Genomic DNA, 19549 nt, shown 5'->3' with positions numbered 1-19549 from the left:
GCCCCGCCTGGTTCCCGGGGCGAACCGCCAACGGCCGTTCGGAATCGTACTACTTGGAGTGATGTTCCCTCCAGGGGTGTCACGGAACTGGAACAGACGGTGAGGAGCCCGGTCACCCTCACGAGTCGATGACACGCCGTTGACCGGTGTGCGGGTCGGCGGGAGACTGCGCCGTCCCAGCGGGTGCGCGTGAGCGGAGTGAGCGTGAAGGTCAGCGACCTGTTCCTGCGGTGCCTCGAGGCCGAGGGTGTCCGCTACGTCTTCGGCGTCCCCGGCGAGGAGAACGCCGACGTGATGATCTCGCTGCTCGACAGCGACATCGAGTTCATCATCTGCCGCCACGAGCAGGGCGCGGCGTTCATGGCCGACCTGTACGGCCGCATGACCGGCGAGCCCGGCGTGTGCCTCGGCACCCTCGGACCGGGGGCGACGAACCTGATCACGGGCGTGGCGAACGCCGACATGGACAACTCGCCCGTGGTGGTCATCACCGGCCAGGGCGCCACCACGCGGCTGCACAAGGACAGCCACCAGGCGATGGACGTCCCCAAGATGTTCGAGCCGGTCACCAAGTGGGGCGCGACGATCTGGGCGCCGCAGAACACCACCGAGGTGGTCCGCAAGGCGTTCAAGCTGGCCCGCGCCGAGCACCCGGGCGCCACCCACATCGAGCTGCCCGAGGACGTCGCCAAGGCCGACGTCGACGACGAGCCGATCGTCCCGGGCATGAAGGTCCGCCGGCCGGCGGCGGAGGACAAGGCGGTCGCCCGGGCCGTGGAGCTGATCGCCGCGGCCGAGCGGCCCATCGTCCTGGCCGGCCACGGCTGCGTCCGGACGCGCGTCACCACGCAGCTGAACCGGCTGATCGACGAGACCGGCATGTACGTGACGACCACGTTCATGGCGAAGGGCGCGGTGAGCGACCGCCACCCCCAGTCGCTGTTCGCGGCGGGGCTGGGCGCGCGCGACCACGTGATCGACGCGTTCGAGGACGCCGACTGCGTCATCTGCGTCGGCTACGACTTCACCGAGTGGCACCCGGACCGCTGGAACGTCGTGGGCGACGGTGGCACGCCGAAGGACATCATCCACATCGACTTCGAGCCCGCGGAGGTGGACAGCGCCTACCGGCCCGCCGTCGAGGTCGTCGGGGACCTGGCCAACGCCCTGTGGCAGATCAACGAGTCCCTCACCGCCGCCTGTCGCGACAAGGGCACCGAGGCGCTGGCCCGCATGCGTCGCACCCTCGAGTTCGAGATCCTGGAGGAGCACGCCATGGACCCGGGCTTCCCGGTGAAGCCGCAGCGGGCGCTCCACGACATCAGGGCCGAGCTGGCCGACGACGACATCCTCATCTCCGACGTCGGCGCCCACAAGATGTGGACCGCCCGGCACTACCCGACCTACGAGCCGGGGACGTGCATCATCTCGAACGGCTTCTGCTCGATGGGCATCGCCCTGCCGGGGGCGATCGCCGCGAAGCTCGTCCACCCCGACCGCCGCGTCGTCGGGCTGATGGGCGACGGTGGGTTCATGATGAACGTCCAGGAGCTCGACACCGCCTTCCAGTACGGCATCGCGCCGACCTACGTGGTGTGGGACGACTCCGCCTACGGGCTGATCGCCTGGAAGCAGGAGGCGCACTTCGGCCGGACCAGCCACACCACCATGCGCCACCACGACCTGGTCGCCGTCGCCCAGGGCTTCGGGTGCCACGCCGTCCGGATCGAGTCGACCGACGAGCTGCGGCCCGCGCTGACCGAGGCGTTCGCCGTCACCGACCGGCCGTCGGTCGTCGTCGTGCCGATCGACTACTCCGAGAACATGCGGCTGACCAAGCGCCTCGGCCAGGTCGTCGCGCACTGACGCGCCCGAGGAGCCGAGGAGCCGCCATGACCGACATCGCCACCCCACCCGCCGCCACCGCCGCCGTCGACCGGATCCCCCTGCGGGTCGGGTCGACGGGCGACTGGGCCGAGGTCCGCTCGCCGTTCTCGGGCGACGTCGTCGGCGAGGTCGAGCTGGCCGACGCGACGGTCGTCGACCAGGTACTCGGGGTGCAGCGGGCGCTGTTCACCGACCGGGCCCGTCACCTCCCCCACCACGAGCGGGCGGCGATCCTCCGGCGGGCGGCCGCGCTGGCCGCAGATCGGGCGGAGGCGCTGGCGCTGCAGGTCGCGCTCGAGGGCGGCAAGCCGCTGGCCGACGCCCGCGTCGAGGTGGCGCGGGGCATCAACGGCCTCGAGCTGGCGGCGGAGGAGGGGGTGCGGCTGCACGGCGAGGAGGTCCCGATGCGGGCCACGGCCGCGGCAGCCGGCCGGTTGGCGTTCACCACCCGCGAGCCGATCGGCCTCGTCGCGGCGGTCAGCGCCTTCAACCACCCCTTCAACCTGATCGTCCACCAGGTCGCCCCGGCGGTCGCCGCGGGGTGCCCGGTCGCGGTCAAGCCGGCGAGCGCGACGCCGTTGAGCGCCCACGCGCTCGTCGACCTGCTCATCGAGGCCGGGCTGCCGCCGGAGTGGTCGGTGTGCCTGCCGATGCCCGGCCGGGTGGCCGAGTCGCTGGTCACCGATCCGCGGATCGCGTTCCTCACCTTCATCGGGTCCGGTGAGGTCGGCTGGGGGTTGCGCCGGAAGGTGGCGGATGGGGTGCGCTGCGCGATGGAGCACGGCGGCGCCGCGCCGTTGATCGTCGACGCCGGCGCCGACCTGGCCGCGTTGGTCCCGAAGATCGTCAAGGGCGGCTACTACCACGCCGGTCAGGTCTGCGTGTCGGTGCAACGGGTCTTCGCCGTCGGCGCGATCCGCGACGAGCTCGTCGACCGGTTGCGCGCGGCGGTGGCCCGACTGGTCGTGGGGGACCCGACCGACCCGGCGACCGAGGTCGGGCCGTTGATCACCCAGACCGAGGCCGACCGGGTGGCCGCGTGGGTGGACGAGGCGGTGCAGGCCGGCGCGTCGCTGGTGGCCGGCGGCGCGGCGCTCGACCGGCAGTGCTACGCCCCGACCATCCTGGTCGACCCGCCGGTCGGGGCGAAGGTGCGGTCCCAGGAGGTCTTCGGACCGGTCGTCGACGTCGTCGGGGTGGCGGACCTGGACGCCGCGATCGCCGCCGCCAACGAGGTGCCGTTCAGCTTCCAGGCGTCGATCTGCACCCCCGACGTGACCCGGGCGATGTACGCCGCCCAGCGGATCGACGCGAATGCGGTGATGGTCAACGACCACACCGCGTTCCGGGTCGACTGGATGCCCTTCGGCGGTCGCCGGGTGTCCGGCCTCGGCCTCGGCGGGATCCCCCACACGCTGGCCGAGATGACCGCGGAGAAGCTGATCGTCCTGCCGGCGCCGTGATCTCCATCGGCGGGCCCCACAGGACCGCAGATCTGAGGGTCAGCTCCGCCGGCGCGGTCGGTGCTCAGATCTGAGGGGCCGGTCGCGCGCCACTGACCGCAGATCTGAGGGTCAGCTCCGCCGGTGCACCCAGGGCTCAGATCTGAGGGGATGGTCAGCGCTCGAGGATGGCCCAGGTCCCCGGGGGGATCTCGTTGACCCGCTCGCCGACGCCGTGCCCGGCGATGCCGTGCCACGCGTTCTCGGGGGCGAGGGGCTCGTCGGGGTCGATGTTGAGCAGCACCTCGATGGCGTGGTCGTCGCCGGTCAGGCCGATCTGGATCTGGGTGTCCTCGACGTGCAGGACCTCGAGGGTGGCGTCGTCCAGCCACGGCCGGGCCCGTCGGAGGGCGATGAGGTGGCGGTACAGGTCGAGGGTGCGGGCCTGCTCGTCGTCGACGGGGTCGGGGCTGTCGGGGAGGGGCGGGCGGATGGCGTCGTCCCCTCCCTCCCGCTCGGTCTTCTCCCCTCGCGCGGCGAGCTCGTCCAGGTAGTAGATCGACGGGGTGCCGGGGACGGTGAACAGCACCGCGAGGGTGTGGCCCAGGTGGGCCGGGTCGTCCAGCTTGGTCAGGATCCGGGACACGTCGTGGTTGCCGAGGAACGTGAACGGCGCGAACGTGCGGCAGAACCGCGCGTGGCGGGTCAGGTTCCAGCTCAACTCGTGCAGGTTCGCGTCGTCGATCGCGCTCCACACCGACTTGTGCAGCTCGTACTGGGTGACCGTGTCGAGGTGCGACGCCTCGACGAACGCGGCGTAGTCGCCGTGGATGACCTCCCCGAGCAGCCACGCGTCGGGGTGCCGCTCCCGGACCCGGTCGGCGAACGCGGCCCAGAAGTCCGTCGGGACCGCGTAGGCGGCGTCGAGTCGCCACCCGTCGATCCCGCGGTCCAGCCAGTGGCAGGCCACCTCGACCGCCCAGTCGAGCACCGCGCGGTTGGTGTGGTCCAGCGCGACGAGCTTGTCGTGCCCCTCGAAGGTGTCGTAGGCGAACCCGTCCGGCCCGTCGCCCTCGACGTCGATCCGGAACCAGTCGACCCAGTCGCTGTCGCGTCCCCGGGCCAGCACGTCGGCGAACGGCCCGAACGCCCGTCCTACGTGGTTGAAGACCCCGTCCAGCACGACGTGGATCCCGCGGTCGTGGCAGGCGGCCAGCAGCGCCTCGAGGTCGGTGTCGTCCCCAAGCCGCTGGTCGATGCGGAACGGGTCGGCGGTGTCGTAGCCGTGCGTCGACGACGCGAAGATCGGCGTCAGCAGCAGCGCGCCGACGCCCAGGTCGTCGAGGTGGTCGACCCACTCGACCAGTCGGCGCAGCCGGTGGGCGACCGGTCCCTCCCCCGTCGGGTCGACGTTGGCCTGCGGGCAGCCGAGCGCCCCGAGGGCGTGCACCGCGTAGGCGGTGCGCCCTCGGAGCCGGGGGTGCGGCGCGGCGCCGATCAGCTGCTGCTCGCGGCGAAGTCCGACAGGATGCGGTTGAACGTCTCGCTCGGCCGCATCGCCTCGTCGACCTTGGCGCGGTCCCAGTAGTAGTAGCCGTCGACGTCGACGGGCTGGCCCTGCACGTCGTCCAGCTCGGCGACGATCGTGTCCTCCGCCTCCCCCAGCTCCTTCGCGAGCGGCGCGAACACCTCGGCCAGGCGGGTGTCGTCGGACTGCTCGGCCAGGGCCTGCGCCCAGTACAGGGCGACGTAGTAGGCGCTGCCGCGGTTGTCCAGCTCCCCGACCTTGCGCGACGGGCTCTTGCCGTCCTGCAGGTACCGGGCCGTCGCCGCGTCGAGCGCCTCGCCGAGCACCTTCGCGCCGGGGTTGCCGGTCAGGTCGGCCTCCTGCTCGAGGGAGACGGCCAAGGCCAGGTACTCCCCGAGGGAGTCCCAGCGCAGGTGGTTCTCGGCGGTGAACTGCTGCACGTGCTTGGGCGCCGAACCGCCGGCGCCGGTCTCGAACAGCCCGCCGCCGGCCATGAGCGGCACGATCGACAGCATCTTCGCCGAGGTGCCGAGCTCGAGGATCGGGAACAGGTCGGTCAGGTAGTCGCGCAGGACGTTGCCGGTGACGCTGATCGTGTCCTCCCCGGCCTTCGCGCGCTCGAGGGAGAACCGGGTGGCCTCTGCGACGTCCATGATCCGGATGTCCAGACCGTCGGTGTCGTGCTCACCCAGGTAGGTGTTCACCTTCTCGATGAGCTGGGCGTCGTGGGCGCGCTCGTCGTCCAGCCAGAACACCGCCGGCCAGCCGGTCGCCCGGGCCCGGGTGACGGCCAGCTTGACCCAGTCGCGGATCGCGTCGTCCTTGGTCTGGCAGGCCCGCCAGATGTCACCGCGGCTGACGCGGTGCTCCATCAGCACGTTCCCAGCGGAGTCGACCACCTGGACGGTCCCGTCGGCGGGGATCTCGAAGGTCTTGTCGTGGCTGCCGTACTCCTCGGCCTTCCGCGCCATCAGGCCGACGTTCTGGACCGTGCCCATCGTGGTCGGGTCGAACGCGCCGTTCTCGCGGCAGAAGTCGATCGTCTCGGCGTACAGCGCCGCGTAGCTCGAGTCGGGGATGACCGCCTTGGTGTCCTGGGTCTCGTCGTCGGCGTTCCACATCTGCCCGGAGCTGCGGATCATCGCCGGCATGGAGGCGTCGATGATCACGTCGGAGGGGACGTGGAGGTTCGTGATCCCCTTGTGGGAGTTCACGTAGGCCAGGTCCGGACCCTGCTTGATCCGCTGGGCGATCGCGTCGGTGATCGCCGTCGCGGTGTCGGCGTCCAGGTTCTGCTCGACCGCGCTGATCACGCCGCCCAGCCCGTCGTTGGGGTTGGCGCCGGCCCGCTCGAGCTCGTCGGCGTAGCGCTCGAAGACGTCGGCGAAGAACACGCGGACGGCGTGGCCGAAGATGATCGGGTCGGAGACCTTCATCATCGTGGCCTTCATGTGGAGGCTGAAGAGGACCCCCTTGTCGTCGGCGTCGGCGACCTGCTCGCGGAGGAAGTCGAGCAGCGCGGCCTTCGACATGTACGTCGCGTCGAGGACCTCGCCGGCCTCGACCTCGACGGACTCCGCCAGGGCCGTCGTCTCGCCGTCGGCGCCGACCAGGCGGATGCTGACCGCGCCGTCCTCCGCGACCGTGACGGACTTCTCGTGCGAGCGGAAGTCGCCGCTCGACATGCTCGCGACGTGGGACGTGGAGTCCGACGACCACTCACCCATCGAGTGGGGGTTGTTGCGGGCGTACTGCTTCACCGCGGCGGGGGCGCGGCGGTCGGAGTTGCCCATGCGGATGACCGGGTTCACCGCGGAGCCCTTCACCTGGTCGTAGCGCGCCTTCGCGTCCCGCTCGGCGTCCGTGGAGGGCTCGTCCGGGTAGTCCGGGATCTCGAAGCCCTTGGCCTGCAGCTCCTTGATGGCCGCCTTGAGCTGCGGGATCGATGCGGAGATGTTCGGCAGCTTGATGATGTTCGACTGCGGCGTCTTGGCCAGCTCACCCAGCTCGGCCAGGGCGTCGGGCACCCGCTGCTCCTCGGTCAGGTGGTCGCCGAAGACCGCCAGGATCCGCGCCGCGAGGGAGATGTCGGCGGTCTCGATGGCGACGCCGCACGCGCCGGCGTACGCCTCGACGATGGGGAGGAACGAGTGGGTGGCCAGCGCCGGGGCCTCGTCGGTGTAGGTGTAGATGATCTTGGAGGCGTCAGTCATGGGTTCTTCCGTCGTGGTGGACGCGGGCCGGTCGTGTCCGGGGACTCTACCCACGCGCGCGGGGCGGTCGATCCACCCGCGTGGAAGACCCCGACCGCGCATGGCAGACTTCGGCATCCATTCCGAGGTAGCTCAATCGGCAGAGCATTCGACTGTTAATCGAAGGGTTGTGGGTTCAAGTCCCACCCTCGGAGCTCTCCAGGTGCGGGACACCGTCGTCAGGCACGTCGACCCAGCCGAGGCGGTCGATGGTCCGCTCCCCCGTCGAGATCCGGGCCCGGACGCGGTAGCTCCCGGGCCTGAGCGCCGCGGCGGGATCGGTCGGGAAGCGCAGGACCATCGTGGCCGGGGTGCCGCGCAGCGCGCCGGTGAACGTGTGGCCGTCCGCTGACGGCGGGTTGGGCGTGATCGTGATCGCGCACGTCGCGTCCTGCCAGTCCCCGGCGTCCTCGCCCGCGGCGACCACGACCACGCGGATCTCCCGTGCCTCGCCGTCATCGCGCCGGCCCTCGGTCAGCAGCCACACGCCGTCCGGCTCGCGCCCCACGTCCACCGATCCCTCCCCTCCTGCGCCCACGGCGGCAGGATGCACCATCGGACCCACATCGGGGTAGCGTCGTCACCATGGGCTTCAAGACCGGGGTGCTGATCGGGTTCGCGACGGGCTACGTCATGGGCACCGAGGCGGGACGTGAGCGCTACGAGCAGCTGCGGCGCACGTTCGACACGGCCATGCGGTCCGAGACCGCGAAGTCGTTGCAGGGCGGTCTCCAGGGTGCGTGGCAGACCGCGCAGCAGGAGTTCCCGGCGGCTGCCCAGGTCGCGTCGGTCCTCCGAGACGAGGACGCGCGCTAGTCCTGCAGGTAGTCCCGCAGTTGGTCGCTGCGCGAGGGGTGGCGCAGCTTCGCGAGCGTCTTCGCCTCGATCTGGCGGATCCGCTCGCGGGTGACGCCGAACTCGTTGCCGACCTCCTCGAGGGTGCGGACGTCCCCGCCGTCCAGGCCGTAGCGCAGGATCATCACCCGCTGCTCCCGCTCGGTGAGGGTGTGCAGCACGCCCCGCAGCTGCTCCTGCAGCATCTGGACGCTGGCGGCGTCGACCGGCATGACGGCGTGCTCGTCCTCGATGAAGTCCCCGAGGAAGGCGTCGTCCTCACCGCCGACCGGCGTCTCGAGGCTGACGGTCTCCTGGCTGATCCGCAGGATGTCCTCGACCTTGTCCGGCTCGAGGTCGAGCTCGGCGCCGATCTCCGCCGACGTCGGCTCGCGTCCGAGGACCTGGTGGAGCTGGCGCTGGGTGCGGATGACCTTGTTCATCGTCTCGACCATGTGCACCGGGATCCGGATGGTGCGGGCCTGGTCGGCGATCGCCCGGGTGATGGCCTGGCGGATCCACCACGTGGCGTAGGTCGAGAACTTGTAGCCCTTCCGGAAGTCGAACTTCTCGACCGCGCGGATCAGGCCGAGGTTGCCCTCCTGGATCAGGTCGAGGAGGACCATGCCCCGGCCGACGTACCGCTTGGCGATCGACACGACCAACCGCAGGTTGGCCTCGACCAGGCGCGCCTTGGCCCGCTCGCCCCCGCGCTGCATGCGGAGCAGCTGGCGGCGCGAGGCCGGGTCGAGCCGGTCCCCGATGGCCGCGAGGCGGATGCCGGCGGCGAGCCCCGCCTCGTACCGCTTGGCGAGGTCGACCTCCTCCTCGGCAGTCAGCAGCTCGACCTGGCCGATCTCGCGCAGGTACATGCGGACCGGGTCGCCGGTCGTCGTCGAGACCACCAGCTCGGGTGAGCGCTGCGACGCCGGTTCTCGCCGGGGCCGTGGTGACGGCCGGCGCCGCTCGATCGACTCCTCCTCGAGCAGGTCGTGCAGGGCCCGCACGCCGTCGCGGTCGAGGTCGGCGCCGCTGACGACGTCGTCGATGTCCTCCGGCGTCACGTACCCGCGCCTCCGGCCCAGGTTGAGGAGGTCGGTGACGGCGACGTGGTCGAGCAGCGCCACGTGGACGTCGAGGTCGGTCGTCGTCACCTGCGGGGTGGGGTCGGCGCTCGCGCTCACGGTCGGCCCTCCCGTGCGTGGACGTCACGTCGCTGGTAGGCACGCCAGACCCGCTCGAGCTCGCCGATGTCCCGCATCAGGTGGGCGCGCTCGTCGGGGCCGAGGTGCTCCCCGCCCTCCTGCAGCCGCGCCCTGGCCGCCTCCCACCGCCGCCGGGCATCGCGACCCCGCAGGGCGTCGATCAGCCACGCGACCTGCGCCGGTTGGGTGTCGACGGTCAGCTCCGAGGCGGCCAAGCTGCGGACCCGCGACCGCATGTCGTCGTCCGGCATCGCGTCGAGGATCCCGTCGAGGTCGCCGCCGTGGCGGCTGATCGCGCGGAACAGCACCTGGCTGACCTCGGCGGTGAACACCGACTCGTCGAGCATCTGCCAGTCGTCGGGCAGCGCCTCGGGGACCTGCAGGGCGACCTGCAGGACCTCGCGCTCGAGCTGCAGCTGCGGGTCGCGGGGCGCGGCCGGGGCGGTGCTCTGCCGCCGCGCCGGTGCCGGTCGCTGCGGTGCCGCGCGGGTCAGCGGGTGGGCCCGGTTCAGCTCGTCCTCGATGCGCTGGGCTGGCAGGCCGACGGCGGGCGCGACCACGTTGAAGACGTAGTGGTACCGGAGGGCGGCGTCGTCGATCTTGCCGAGCAGGTCGAAGGTGGACCGGTACGCGCCGGTCTTCGCCTCGGGCGTCGACAGGTCCGCGCTGCGCAGCAGGTGCTCGATCTGGAACTCGACGGCGGTCTTCCGCCCCGCGAGGGCCCGCTCGACGGCCTCGGCCCCGCCGCCGGTCACCAGGTCGGCGGGGTCCTGGCCCTCGGGCAGGACCAGCACCCCGAGGTCGGTGATGCCGGCGGTCTCCGCCCGCTCCCGGGCCCGCTCGGCCGCGTCGAAGCCGGCCGCGTCGGCGTCCAGGGCCAGGGTGACCCGGGCGTCCATGCGCTGGATGAGGGTGAAGTGCTGCTCGGTCAGGGCGGTGCCGCAGGGCGCGACGGCGTTGCCCATCCCGGCGGTGTGGAGCGCGATGACGTCCATGTAGCCCTCGACGACGAGGACCTCGCGGCGCTTGACGACCTCGCGGCGGGCCAGGTGCAGGCCGTAGAGGGTGACCGACTTGTCGTAGACGTCGGTCTTCGGCGAGTTGATGTACTTCGGCGTCGCCCCGTCCATCTTCGTGACCTGCGGGCCGCCGGGGAGGATCCGCCCGCCGAAGGCGACGACGTCCTGCCCCCGCTGGTCGCGGATCGGGAACAGCAGCCGGGCGCGGAACCGGTCGACCGCGCCACGGCGGCCCTTGGTGGCCAGGCCGGCGGCGACCAGGTCCTCCGTCGAGGCGCCCTTCGCCATCAGGTGGTCGCTCAGGTCGCCCCAGGCGTCCGGCGCCCAGCCGAGCCCGAACACCTCCCACGCCCCCGGCGGCACCTGGCGTTCGCGGAGGTAGGCCCGCGCCCCCTCCCCCGCCGGCCCCTTCAGCTGTTCGCGGTACCAGGCGTCGGCCTCGGCGGTCAGCTCGAGCAGGCGGGTCCGCTTGCCGAGCGCCGCGCGCTGGCCGGGCCGCAGCTCCTCGTAGCGGAGCGTGACGCCGAACTGGCGCGCGAGCTTCTCGATGGCCTCGGTGAAGCTGAGCCCCTCGATCTCCTGGACGAACGCGATCGTGTCCCCGCCGACGTTGCAGCCGAAGCAGTGGAAGAACCCGCGGGGTTGGACGGAGAACGACGGGGTCTTCTCGTCGTGGAAGGGGCAGCGCCCCATGAACCCGGCACCGGACCGCTTCAGCGCGGTGTAGGGCTGGACGACCTCAACGATGTCGAGGCGCTCCTTGAGCGTCTGGATGTCCTCGTCGTTGATCCGTCCGGCCAAGTGGTCTCCTCACCGGTGGTGCGGGAGCCGGAGTCTAGGCGCGCTCATGACCGGTGCGGCTGTCGGCTGGGCAGGAACAGGCGCTCGAACAGCCGGCGCGCCTGGACGTCGGAGAGGGACGCGACGAAGTCGATCACCCGGACCACCGCGGGGTCCGGTCCACCGCGGTGCGCGGCCGGCAGCCGGCGGACGTTGTCGACGTAGAAGACCACCAGGCTGGACAGGCAGTGGCTGCCCCGCGCACGCTCCGCCTGCGCCCCGTGGCGTTCGGCGATCCGCTCGGTGACGAAGACGTCGAGGCGTTCGAGTGTCGACCAGGCCACGTGCGACAGCCGCACCTCGGGCGTGTCGGTCGACGCCTTCACCGCGTCGGCGGTCAGGGTCCGGACCCACGCGTCCGGGTCGGCGCCCCAGCCGACCACGATGTCGTCGGGCAGGTCGTCGGGCAGCAGCACCCCTGCGGACAGCGCGTCGGCGAGCTCGCCGGTCAGGTGGGCGATCCGGTCGCTCAACCGGACGACCTCACCCTCCCGGGTCGCCGGGCTGGGGGCGTCGAGGGTGTGGGCGCCGATGCCGTCGCGCACCTCCCAGGTGAGGTTCAACCCGGCCCCGTCGGACTCGAGGACGTCGACGACCCGGACCGACTGGTGGTTGTGGCGGACCGGCTCGTCGGCGACCAGGCTGAGGGCGTCCTCGCCCGCGCGGGCGAACGCGGTCGCGCCGAGGTCGCGGCCGAGCGCGATCGCCTCGGTCAGGTCCTCGTTGAGGCGGAGGGCCCGCGCCATCGTGCGGGCGATCCGGGCCCCGCGGAGGGTGTGGTCGAGCCGCGAGCGGTACCGCTCGCCCCGCGGCGCGAGCAGCGTGTGGGTCTTGTCGGTCAGCCGCTCGAACGCCGCGCAGGCCACGATCCGGTCCACGTCGACCTGGAACGCGGTGCGCAGCGGATCCGGCTCCTCGGGCTGCTCGCGGCCCTTCGACTCGGCGGACAGCGTGGCCCACGCCGAGAGGCTCGCGCGTTCCAGCTCCTCGGTGCGTTCGCGGGACGAACGAGGATCGGGCACGTCCCGCAGACTAGCATCGGCGGTCCTGTGGAACCCGTGAAGCCACGTGAGCTGGTGACCGCCGCGCGCGTCGCCGACGGCCTGATCGTCGTCGTCGGCGTGGCGGGCGTCGTCGCGGGCGCCCAGCTGTTCCGGCGCGGCGACGTGCCCTTCGCGATCGTGGCCTGGATCCTCACGTTCATCGCCGGCGCGGCCCTCCGCCTGGTCGTGTGGATGGCCCGCGGCATCGCCCAGGTGATGGAGCGCGGCGAGCGGATCGAGGACGACCTGGCCCGACTGATCCGCAGCGGGGGGACGGCCGACACCGGCGAGCGCCTCGGCGAGGTGGACGACCCCGACCCGTACCGCCGCTGGGGCGGCTGGCACTAGCCGGATCCGGGGCGGTCAGACCAGGTCGCGGGCCGAGCCGTGCTCGAGGGCGGCGTGGCCGTCCTGGATCGCGACGCCCAGCCGGTCGTCCACCGGTGGGGCGTCGGCTGCGGCGTGCGCCGGGTCGGCCAGGCGCAGCGCCGCCGCGATCTGCTCGCGCCGCTGGCCCATCCCCAGCTCGAGGAGGGGCTGGAGCACCCCGCGGACCGCCATCATCGGGCCGACGAACCAGGGCGCCCAGAACCGGTGGGCGCGCCGGTCGATGCCGCGCTCCAGCGCGTCGACGGCCTGGGCGAGGGGGATGGGGCGCTTGATCAGGCTCGGCTGCACCCCGTTCAGGGCCTTCGTGGCCGGGTGCTCGTACGCCCCGCGGACCAGGTCGGTGTCGACGAAGCCGAAGTAGGCGCACCCGGCGACCGCGCCGGTCGGTCCGAGCTCGATGCGCAGCGCGTCGGTCATCGCCTCCACCCCGGCCTTCGAGGCGGTGTAGGCGCTCATCAGCGGCGCGTGGGCGACGGCGGACAGGCTCGCGACGTTCACCAGGTACCCGCGGGAGGCGACGATGTGGGGCAGCACCGCCCGGTCCGTCCGGTACACCCCGAGCAGGTTCACCTCGATGGTGCGGACCCACTGCTCCACCGGTTGGCTCGCCAGGGCGCCGACGAAGGACAGGCCGGCGTTGGCGATGGCGACGTCGATCCCGCCGAAGCGGTCGACGGTCCGGGCGACCGCGGCGTCGAGCTGGTCGGAGTCGGTCACGTCCGCCTCGGCCCACACAGCCCGGTCGCCCAGCGCGTCGGCGCGGGCGGCGAGCCGTTCGGGCTCGAGGCCGATCAGGGCGACGTTCGCCCCACGCCGGTGCATCCGCTCGGCGATCGCCGCGCCGATGCCCCTCGCCGCCCCGGTGACCAGGACCGTCTTGCCGCTCACGTCGCGCTGGTGGACCATGCGCGGCATGTTACCATCGGTAGCAGCTCGGCGGTGAGTCAGGACCTCGCGGCGGTGAACCGGTCGGTGAGGTAGCGGACCAGGTTCTCGATCGGGATGCGCTCCTGGGCCATCGTGTCCCGGTCGCGGACGGTGACGGCGTCGTCGTCCTCGACGGTCTCGAAGTCGACGGTGACGCAGAACGGCGTGCCGACCTCGTCCTGGCGGCGGTAGCGACGGCCGATCTGCCCGGCCTCGTCGTAGTCCACGTTGACGAAGTGGGGCTTCAGCAGGTCGTTGACCTTCTTCGCCGTCGGGGTCAGCGTGTCCTTCTTGGAGAGGGGCAGGACCGCGACCTTCACCGGCGCGATGTCGGGGTGGAAGCGCAGGACCGTGCGGGTCTCGGTCCCGCCCTTCACGCTCGGCGCCTCCTCCTCGGCGTAGGCGTCGACCAGGAACGCGAGGGCGGTGCGGTCGACGCCGGCCGCGGGCTCGATCACGTTCGGGATGTACCGCTCGTCGGCCGCCTGGTCGTAGTACGAGAGGTCCTTGCCGCTGAACTCCGCGTGCTGGGTCAGGTCGAACGTGCCGCGGTTGGCGATGCCCTCGAGCTCACCCCAGCCCATCGGGAAGCGGTACTCGACGTCGACGGTGCCCTTCGAGTAGTGGCTCAGCTCGTCGGTGGCGTGCGGCCGGATGCGGAGGTTCTCCGGGGTGATCCCGAGGCGCGTGTACCAGTCGTAGCGCTGGCGGATCCAGTAGCGGTGCCACTCCTCGTCCGTCCCGGGCTTGCAGAAGAACTCCATCTCCATCTGCTCGAACTCGCGGACCCGGAAGATGAAGTTGCGCGGGGTGATCTCGTTCCGGAACGACCGACCGATCTGGCCGATGCCGAAGGGCACCTTCTTCCGGCTGGTGAGCTGCACGTGGGCGTAGTCGACGAACATGCCCTGGGCGGTCTCGGGGCGCAGCCAGACCTGAGCCGAGGAGTCCTCGGTCGGCCCGACGAACGTCCGGAACATCAGGTTGAAGGCGCGGGACTCCGTGAACTGCCCGGCCTGGCCGCAGTTCGGGCAGTACGGCTCCCCGGACTTGTTCGTGGGCAGCTGGTCCTCGCGGTGGCGGGTGTTGCAGTTCCGGCAGTCCACCAGGGGGTCGGTGAACCCGGCGACGTGGCCGGACGCCTCCCAGACCCGCGGGTGCATCAGGATCGACGCCTCGATCGGCACGACGTCGTCGCGCAGCTGGAACATGTCCTTCTTCCACTGCGCCCGGACGTTGTCCTTCAGGGCCACGCCGAGCGGGCCGTAGTCCCACGCGCCGCGCAGGCCGCCGTAGATCTCCGAGGACTGGAAGATGATCCCGCGCCGCTTGCACAGCTCGACGATGGTGTCCATCGAGGTGTGGTGGCCCTCGATCGCGTCGTCGGCGTCGGGGGCGACCAGCGGGTACTCGGGGTCGAACGCGGGGGGCAGGTGGGGATCGGCGGTCACGGGGAGGCTCCGGTCGGGGGCTGTCTGGACGCGACCGCGAATGATACGGGCCGCGTCCGCCGTCGCCGTCGGGGGGCGAGCCGCACGCTGTCCGGTACCCGAGCCCGGTCGGCTGCACGCTCTCCGGTGGCCGAGGCCCGGTCGGCTGCACGTTCTCCGGTGGCCGAGCCGGGCCGGCTGCACGTTACCCGGGGCCCTCCCAGACCACGTGCAGTTCCCCTCCGGGCGGCACCGGACCACGTGCAGACGCCCCTACCTCAACCGGGCCACGTGCAGACGCCTTCTCTCTCCCGCTGCAGAGCGTGCCCACATGCCGCCCGCAATCGGCCCGCGCCCAACTGCACGCTGTCCGGTAGCCGGGCCGGGCCGACCGCACGCCGTCCGGGACCCTCCCGACCGACGTGCGGATCACTGCCGTGGCGCACCAGACGACGTGTAGACGCGAACCTCAGCCGAGTCGCAGGGTCAGACCCCCGTCCACCAGCACGTTGGAGCCGATGAGGAACGACGCCTCGTCGCTGGCGAGCCAGGCGATCGCGTTGGCCAGCTCCTCGGGCTGGGCCGCGCGGCCGAGGGGGCTCGGATCGGGCCGGTCGCCCATGGCCGCGAGGATCTGCGGGTCGAGGTGGGACGCGATGTTCGTCGCCACCGCACCCGGGGCCACGGCGTTGATGCGGATGCCCTCCGCGGCGTGGTCGCAGGCGAAGCCCTTGGTGAGGCCCACCACGGCGTGCTTGCTCGCGGTGTACGCGGCGGCCAGCGGCTGGACCTGCACGCCCGCAGCCGACGCGACGTTCACGATCGCGCCGCCGCCGCGCTCGCGCATCGCCGGGATCTGGGTGACCATGCCGAGGAAGACCCCGCGGACGTTGACGGCGATGATGCGGTCGAAGTCGGCCACCGCGATGTCCGCTCCCGGCACGAACCCGCCGAGGATCCCGGCGTTGTTGACGGCGATGTCCAGCCCGCCGTAGGTGTCCTTCGCGGCGGCGACCAGCTCGGCGGCGTCCGACTCGCGGCTGACGTCGGCGTGCACGTAGGTGGCCAGGCCGCCGGCGTCGGTGATCAGCCGGGCCGTCTCCTTCCCCCCGGCGGCCACCACGTCCGAGACGATGACCGCAGCGCCGTCAGCCGCCAGCCGGATGGCCGCGGCCCGGCCGATCCCGGACGCCGCACCGGTGACGATGGCGACCTTCCCATCGAAGTCCATGTCCTGCTCCTCAGCCCTCGCGGGTCGTGGATCGACCCAGGTGCTCGGAGTGTCCGCCCCCTCCCCCGCCGGCGCATGGACCAACGACCCCCCTCGCGCGGGCCGACCCGCCCCCTCCCCTGGGGGCCCGGGCTAGAGGATCTGGCTCAGGAACAGCTTGGTGCGCTCCTCGGTGGGGTTCTCGAAGAAGTGCTGGGGGGTGCCGACCTCGACGATCTCGCCGTCGGCCATGAACACGACCCGGTCGGCGACGGCCCGGGCGAAGCCCATCTCGTGGGTCACCACGATCATGGTCATGCCGGACTGGGCCAGGTCCTGCATCGCGTCGAGGACCTCCTTCACCATCTCCGGGTCGAGCGCCGACGTCGGCTCGTCGAACAGCATCACCTTCGGCTTCATCGCGAGCGCCCGGGCGATCGCGACGCGCTGCTGCTGGCCGCCGGACAGCTGCCCCGGGTACTTCTGGGCCTGCTCGGGGATCTTGACGAGGGTGAGGAGGCGCATGGCCTCCTCCTCCGCCTCCGCCTTCGCCTGCTTGCGGACCTGCCGGGGCCCGAGGGTGATGTTCTCCATCACCGTCATGTGCGGGAACAGGTTGAAGGACTGGAAGACCATGCCGCACTCCCGGCGGATCTCCTGGATGTTGCGGACGTCCTGGGACAGCTCGATCCCGTCGACGACGATCGTGCCCTTCGTGTGCTCCTCCAGGTGGTTGATGCAGCGGATCATCGTCGACTTGCCGGAGCCGGAGGGGCCGATCACGACGACCACCTCCTGCTGGCCCACGACGAGGTTGATGTCCCGGAGGGCCTGGAAGTCGCCGTAGAACTTGTCGACGTCGGACAGCGTGATGATGGCCTCGCCGGTGCCGCCCGGCTCGAGGGCGCCCTTGCGGAGGTCTTCGACGTCGCTCATCGATCGCTCTCTCTCATCGGGTTCCAACTCCAAGCTTGGTCTCGAGTCGTTGCGATGCGCGGGACATGGAGAAGCACATCACCCAGAACATGAAGGCGACGAAGGCGTAGACCTCCGGCGCGAAGCCCTGGTTCTGGAACTGCGGGCTGGCGAGGATCGGGTCGGACACGCCCAGCAGGTCGAACTGGCCGATGATGACCAGCAGGGTCGTGTCCTTCAGCAGGCTGATGAACTGCCCGACCAGGGCGGGGATCGAGTTCCGCAGCGCCTGGGGCAGCACGATGCGGCCGGTGATCGTCAGGGGCCGGAGGCCGACGGCCTGTCCGGCCTCGGTCTGGCCGCTCGGCACCGACTGCAGGCCGCCGCGCACGATCTCGGCGACGTACGCGGCGCTGAAGAGCGTGAACATGATGATCGCGCGGATCACGTCCGGCGGGGAGTCCACGCTGGGCGGCAGGAAGAACCCGATCGCGAACTGGCCCATGAACAGCAGGGTGATCAGCGGGACGCCGCGGATCAGCTCGATGTACAGGACCGAGATCGGCCGCAGCAGCGTGAAGGTCGATCGGCGGACCAGCGCGAGCACGACGCCGAGGGGGAAGCACAGCACGATCGAGATCGCCGCGACGTTGATCGTGAGCAGCAGGCCGCCGAACTCGTCGACGTTCGTCGGGTTGTAGCCGGTCTCGAAGAGGAACGCGAGGATCCCGAGGAGGGACAGGATGAGGCCCTTGCGGGCCATCACCGCGTCCGGCAGCACCCTCGGCAGCTGCTGGCCGACCACGTAGGGGACGATCAGCCCGAGGGTGAGCAACGTCGGGGTGATCGTCTCGGTCATGCCGAGCAGCACGGCGACGGCCAGGACCGGCGGGGCGATGATCCCGACCTTGGTGCGGGTCCGCATCGGGGGCACGGCCACGCCGGGCACCTTCGCGGTCCCGAAGCCGAGAGCCAGGGCGACGGTGTAGATGGCGATCCACAGGATCGGGTAGCCGATGCCCGCGTTCGGGAACTGCGTGCCGACCATGTAGGTCTCGAGGCGGTCCCGGATGACGGTCCAGCCGCTGACGGTCTCCCCGCCGACGACGACCTTCTCGTTGAACAGGACGAACCCGACCGCCCGGTAGGCGACGTAGGCGAGGAACAGGCCGAAGAGGATCGTCAGGACGCTGTTCTTCGCGTCCTTGAACAGGTTCTCGCGGAGGAAGGTCACCGGGCCCCCGCCGCTGCCGGGGGGCGGCGGCGCGTCGGGCGCGACCGGCTGGTCCTCGTTGCCGGGCGTCTGGGTCTCTGCGCGCAGGGAGCTCATCGCTACCGCTCCACCAGGGCCAGACGGCGGTTGATGACGTTCGCGATCAGCGAGATCGTCAGGCTGAAGCTGAGGTAGAGCAGCATCAGCACGACCACGCCCTGCACGGCCGGGGCCGCGTTGTTGACGATGCGGGTGAAGATCGCCGCGATCTCGATGAAGCTGGCCGCCACCGCCAGCGACGAGTTCTTCGTGATGTTGAGGTACTGGTTCGCGAGGGGTGGGATCATGATCCGGAACGCCTGGGGGAGGATGATGAACCGGTAGCGCTGGAACGTGGTCAGCGCGATCGCGTTCGCCGCCTCGGTCTGGCCCTTGTGGATCGCCAGGATCGCGCCGCGGACGATCTCGGCGACGTGCGAGGCCGTGTACAGCGTCAGGGCGACGGTGACCGCGGCGTAGCGCGGGTCGACGGTCATGCCGCCCCCGACCTGCCGGCCGTCGACCATGGCCGGGTCGAGGGCGAGGGCGTTGCCGGCGACGAAGTTGCCGATCGCGAGCAGCACCAGGAAGGCGATGATGCCGAACAGCCCGCCGCGGGCCGGTGCACCGGTGCGGGCGTTCACGCGTCCGCGCCAGGTGACCACCAGGACGGTGCCGACCAGGGCGAGCCCGATCGCGCCGAGGAACGCGAGGCCGTTCGCGTCCGGGTTGAACCAGGGGATCCCGATGCCGCGGTTCGAGATGACGAACGCGTCGAGCGGCGTCGGCGCCTCGGTGATCTGCGGGAGGACCGAGAGGGTGACCGCGTAGTAGGCGATGAAGATCCACACCAGCGCGGGGATGTTGCGGAAGATCTCGACGTAGGCGGTGCCGAAGGCCCGCACCGCGCCGTTCGCCGACAGCCGGGCGACGCCGATCAGGATGCCGATGATCGTGCAGCCGGGGATCCCGAACAGGATCACCCGGACGGTGTTCAGGTAGCCGGCGAAGAACGCCTCGCGGACCGTGAACGCCGCGCTGCCGTCGATCCCGGGGATCGCCGACCCGAAGCGCCCGTCGAGGAAGGCGAACCCGGTCGGCAGGCCCGACCGCGTGAGGTTCGTCCGCACGTTGTCGAACAGGTAGAGGGCCAGGGCGATGATCAACCCGAGGACGATCAGCTGCCCCACCCAGCGGATCACGCGGACGTCGCGGTAGAGGGGCGGCTTCTCCTGGCTGCGCAGCGGCGGCAGGGGCGCGGTTGTTGACACGGGCGCTCCGGGTCGGTGGGGCGGCGGTGTGGCGCCTGAGTCAACCAGACCCAGACGCGTCCGGGGCGCTCGGCTCCTTGGACATGCCGTCCTCGCGGATCCGG

Annotated in this window: 16 protein-coding genes and 1 tRNA gene; 5 read left to right on the top strand and 12 right to left on the bottom strand. The window is 71.4% G+C overall.

The annotated features are described in order from the left end of the window. Positions 1-189 precede the first annotated feature (189 nt). Positions 190-1866: an acetolactate synthase large subunit gene (locus tag ACEQ2X_RS08440; RefSeq protein WP_372530554.1), complete on the top strand. Its 1677-nt coding sequence runs from the start codon at positions 190-192 to the stop codon at positions 1864-1866. A 26-nt stretch (positions 1867-1892) separates the two neighbouring features. Continuing rightward, complete coding sequence (locus tag ACEQ2X_RS08435) at positions 1893-3350, top strand: aldehyde dehydrogenase family protein (RefSeq protein ID WP_370325358.1); 1458 nt, start codon at positions 1893-1895, stop codon at positions 3348-3350. A 154-nt stretch (positions 3351-3504) separates the two neighbouring features. Here the strand turns inward: ACEQ2X_RS08435 and ACEQ2X_RS08430 are convergent, their stop codons facing one another. Continuing rightward, a complete protein-coding gene (locus ACEQ2X_RS08430; RefSeq protein ID WP_370325357.1) occupies positions 3505-4779 on the bottom strand; it encodes an alpha-amylase family glycosyl hydrolase in 1275 nt (424 codons plus the stop codon). Between the two features lie 47 nt (positions 4780-4826). Continuing rightward, on the bottom strand, positions 4827-7070 hold the full coding sequence (locus ACEQ2X_RS08425) for an NADP-dependent isocitrate dehydrogenase (protein ID WP_370325356.1): 2244 nt from the start codon (positions 7068-7070) through the stop codon (positions 4827-4829). A 121-nt stretch (positions 7071-7191) separates the two neighbouring features. Here ACEQ2X_RS08425 and ACEQ2X_RS08420 point away from each other — a divergent pair. Next, positions 7192-7264 (top strand) — tRNA-Asn (locus tag ACEQ2X_RS08420). Here the strand turns inward: ACEQ2X_RS08420 and ACEQ2X_RS08415 are convergent. Next, positions 7246-7665: a hypothetical protein gene (locus ACEQ2X_RS08415; RefSeq protein ID WP_370325355.1), complete on the bottom strand. Its 420-nt coding sequence runs from the start codon at positions 7663-7665 to the stop codon at positions 7246-7248. The two genes, ACEQ2X_RS08420 and ACEQ2X_RS08415, sit on opposite strands and share 19 nt — an antisense overlap. A gap of 29 nt (positions 7666-7694) precedes the next feature. On the opposite strand from ACEQ2X_RS08415, the gene ACEQ2X_RS08410 reads away from it, so the two are divergent. Continuing rightward, entirely contained in the window at positions 7695-7925 is a 231-nt protein-coding gene (locus ACEQ2X_RS08410; protein WP_370325354.1) for a hypothetical protein, read from the top strand. Here the strand turns inward: ACEQ2X_RS08410 and rpoD are convergent. The 3 genes from rpoD to ACEQ2X_RS08395 are packed head-to-tail and all read right to left on the bottom strand — an operon-like array spanning position 7922 to position 12029. After that, entirely contained in the window at positions 7922-9097 is a 1176-nt protein-coding gene (gene rpoD / locus ACEQ2X_RS08405) for an RNA polymerase sigma factor RpoD (protein ID WP_370325361.1), read from the bottom strand. The two genes, ACEQ2X_RS08410 and rpoD, sit on opposite strands and share 4 nt — an antisense overlap. 26 nt (positions 9098-9123) lie before the next feature. Beyond that, positions 9124-10968 carry a DNA primase gene (gene dnaG, locus ACEQ2X_RS08400; protein WP_370325353.1) on the bottom strand — a complete coding sequence of 615 codons (1845 nt, stop codon included), beginning with the start codon at positions 10966-10968 and terminating at the stop codon, positions 9124-9126. A gap of 44 nt (positions 10969-11012) precedes the next feature. Next, a complete protein-coding gene (locus ACEQ2X_RS08395) occupies positions 11013-12029 on the bottom strand; it encodes an HD domain-containing protein (protein ID WP_370325352.1) in 1017 nt (338 codons plus the stop codon). 27 nt (positions 12030-12056) lie between these two features. On the opposite strand from ACEQ2X_RS08395, the gene ACEQ2X_RS08390 reads away from it, so the two are divergent. Next, complete coding sequence (locus ACEQ2X_RS08390; RefSeq protein ID WP_370325351.1) at positions 12057-12398, top strand: hypothetical protein; 342 nt, start codon at positions 12057-12059, stop codon at positions 12396-12398. 15 nt (positions 12399-12413) lie between these two features. Here the strand turns inward: ACEQ2X_RS08390 and ACEQ2X_RS08385 are convergent, their stop codons facing one another. The 6 genes from ACEQ2X_RS08385 to ACEQ2X_RS08360 all read right to left on the bottom strand — a co-directional run bounded on the left by ACEQ2X_RS08385 (position 12414) and on the right by ACEQ2X_RS08360 (position 19445). Then, a complete protein-coding gene (locus ACEQ2X_RS08385) occupies positions 12414-13346 on the bottom strand; it encodes a short-chain dehydrogenase/reductase (protein ID WP_370325350.1) in 933 nt (310 codons plus the stop codon). Positions 13347-13384: 38 nt separating this feature from the next. Continuing rightward, entirely contained in the window at positions 13385-14722 is a 1338-nt protein-coding gene (locus ACEQ2X_RS08380; RefSeq protein ID WP_370325360.1) for a glycine--tRNA ligase, read from the bottom strand. A 544-nt stretch (positions 14723-15266) separates the two neighbouring features. After that, on the bottom strand, positions 15267-16028 hold the full coding sequence (locus tag ACEQ2X_RS08375) for an SDR family NAD(P)-dependent oxidoreductase (RefSeq protein ID WP_370325349.1): 762 nt from the start codon (positions 16026-16028) through the stop codon (positions 15267-15269). A gap of 132 nt (positions 16029-16160) precedes the next feature. After that, positions 16161-16943 carry an amino acid ABC transporter ATP-binding protein gene (locus tag ACEQ2X_RS08370; RefSeq protein WP_370325347.1) on the bottom strand — a complete coding sequence of 261 codons (783 nt, stop codon included), beginning with the start codon at positions 16941-16943 and terminating at the stop codon, positions 16161-16163. A gap of 13 nt (positions 16944-16956) precedes the next feature. Then, positions 16957-18252: an amino acid ABC transporter permease gene (locus tag ACEQ2X_RS08365; protein ID WP_370325346.1), complete on the bottom strand. Its 1296-nt coding sequence runs from the start codon at positions 18250-18252 to the stop codon at positions 16957-16959. Between the two features lie 2 nt (positions 18253-18254). Then, positions 18255-19445, bottom strand: a complete 1191-nt coding sequence (locus tag ACEQ2X_RS08360; RefSeq protein ID WP_370325345.1) for an amino acid ABC transporter permease — start codon at positions 19443-19445, stop codon at positions 18255-18257. Positions 19446-19549 lie beyond the last annotated feature (104 nt).

Origin of the sequence: Euzebya sp. (genome assembly GCF_964222135.1) — a bacterium.
GTDB lineage: Bacteria > Actinomycetota > Nitriliruptoria > Euzebyales > Euzebyaceae > Euzebya.
The sequence above is the reverse complement of the archived record's forward strand: the minus strand, read 5'-3'. Positions and strand labels throughout refer to the sequence as shown.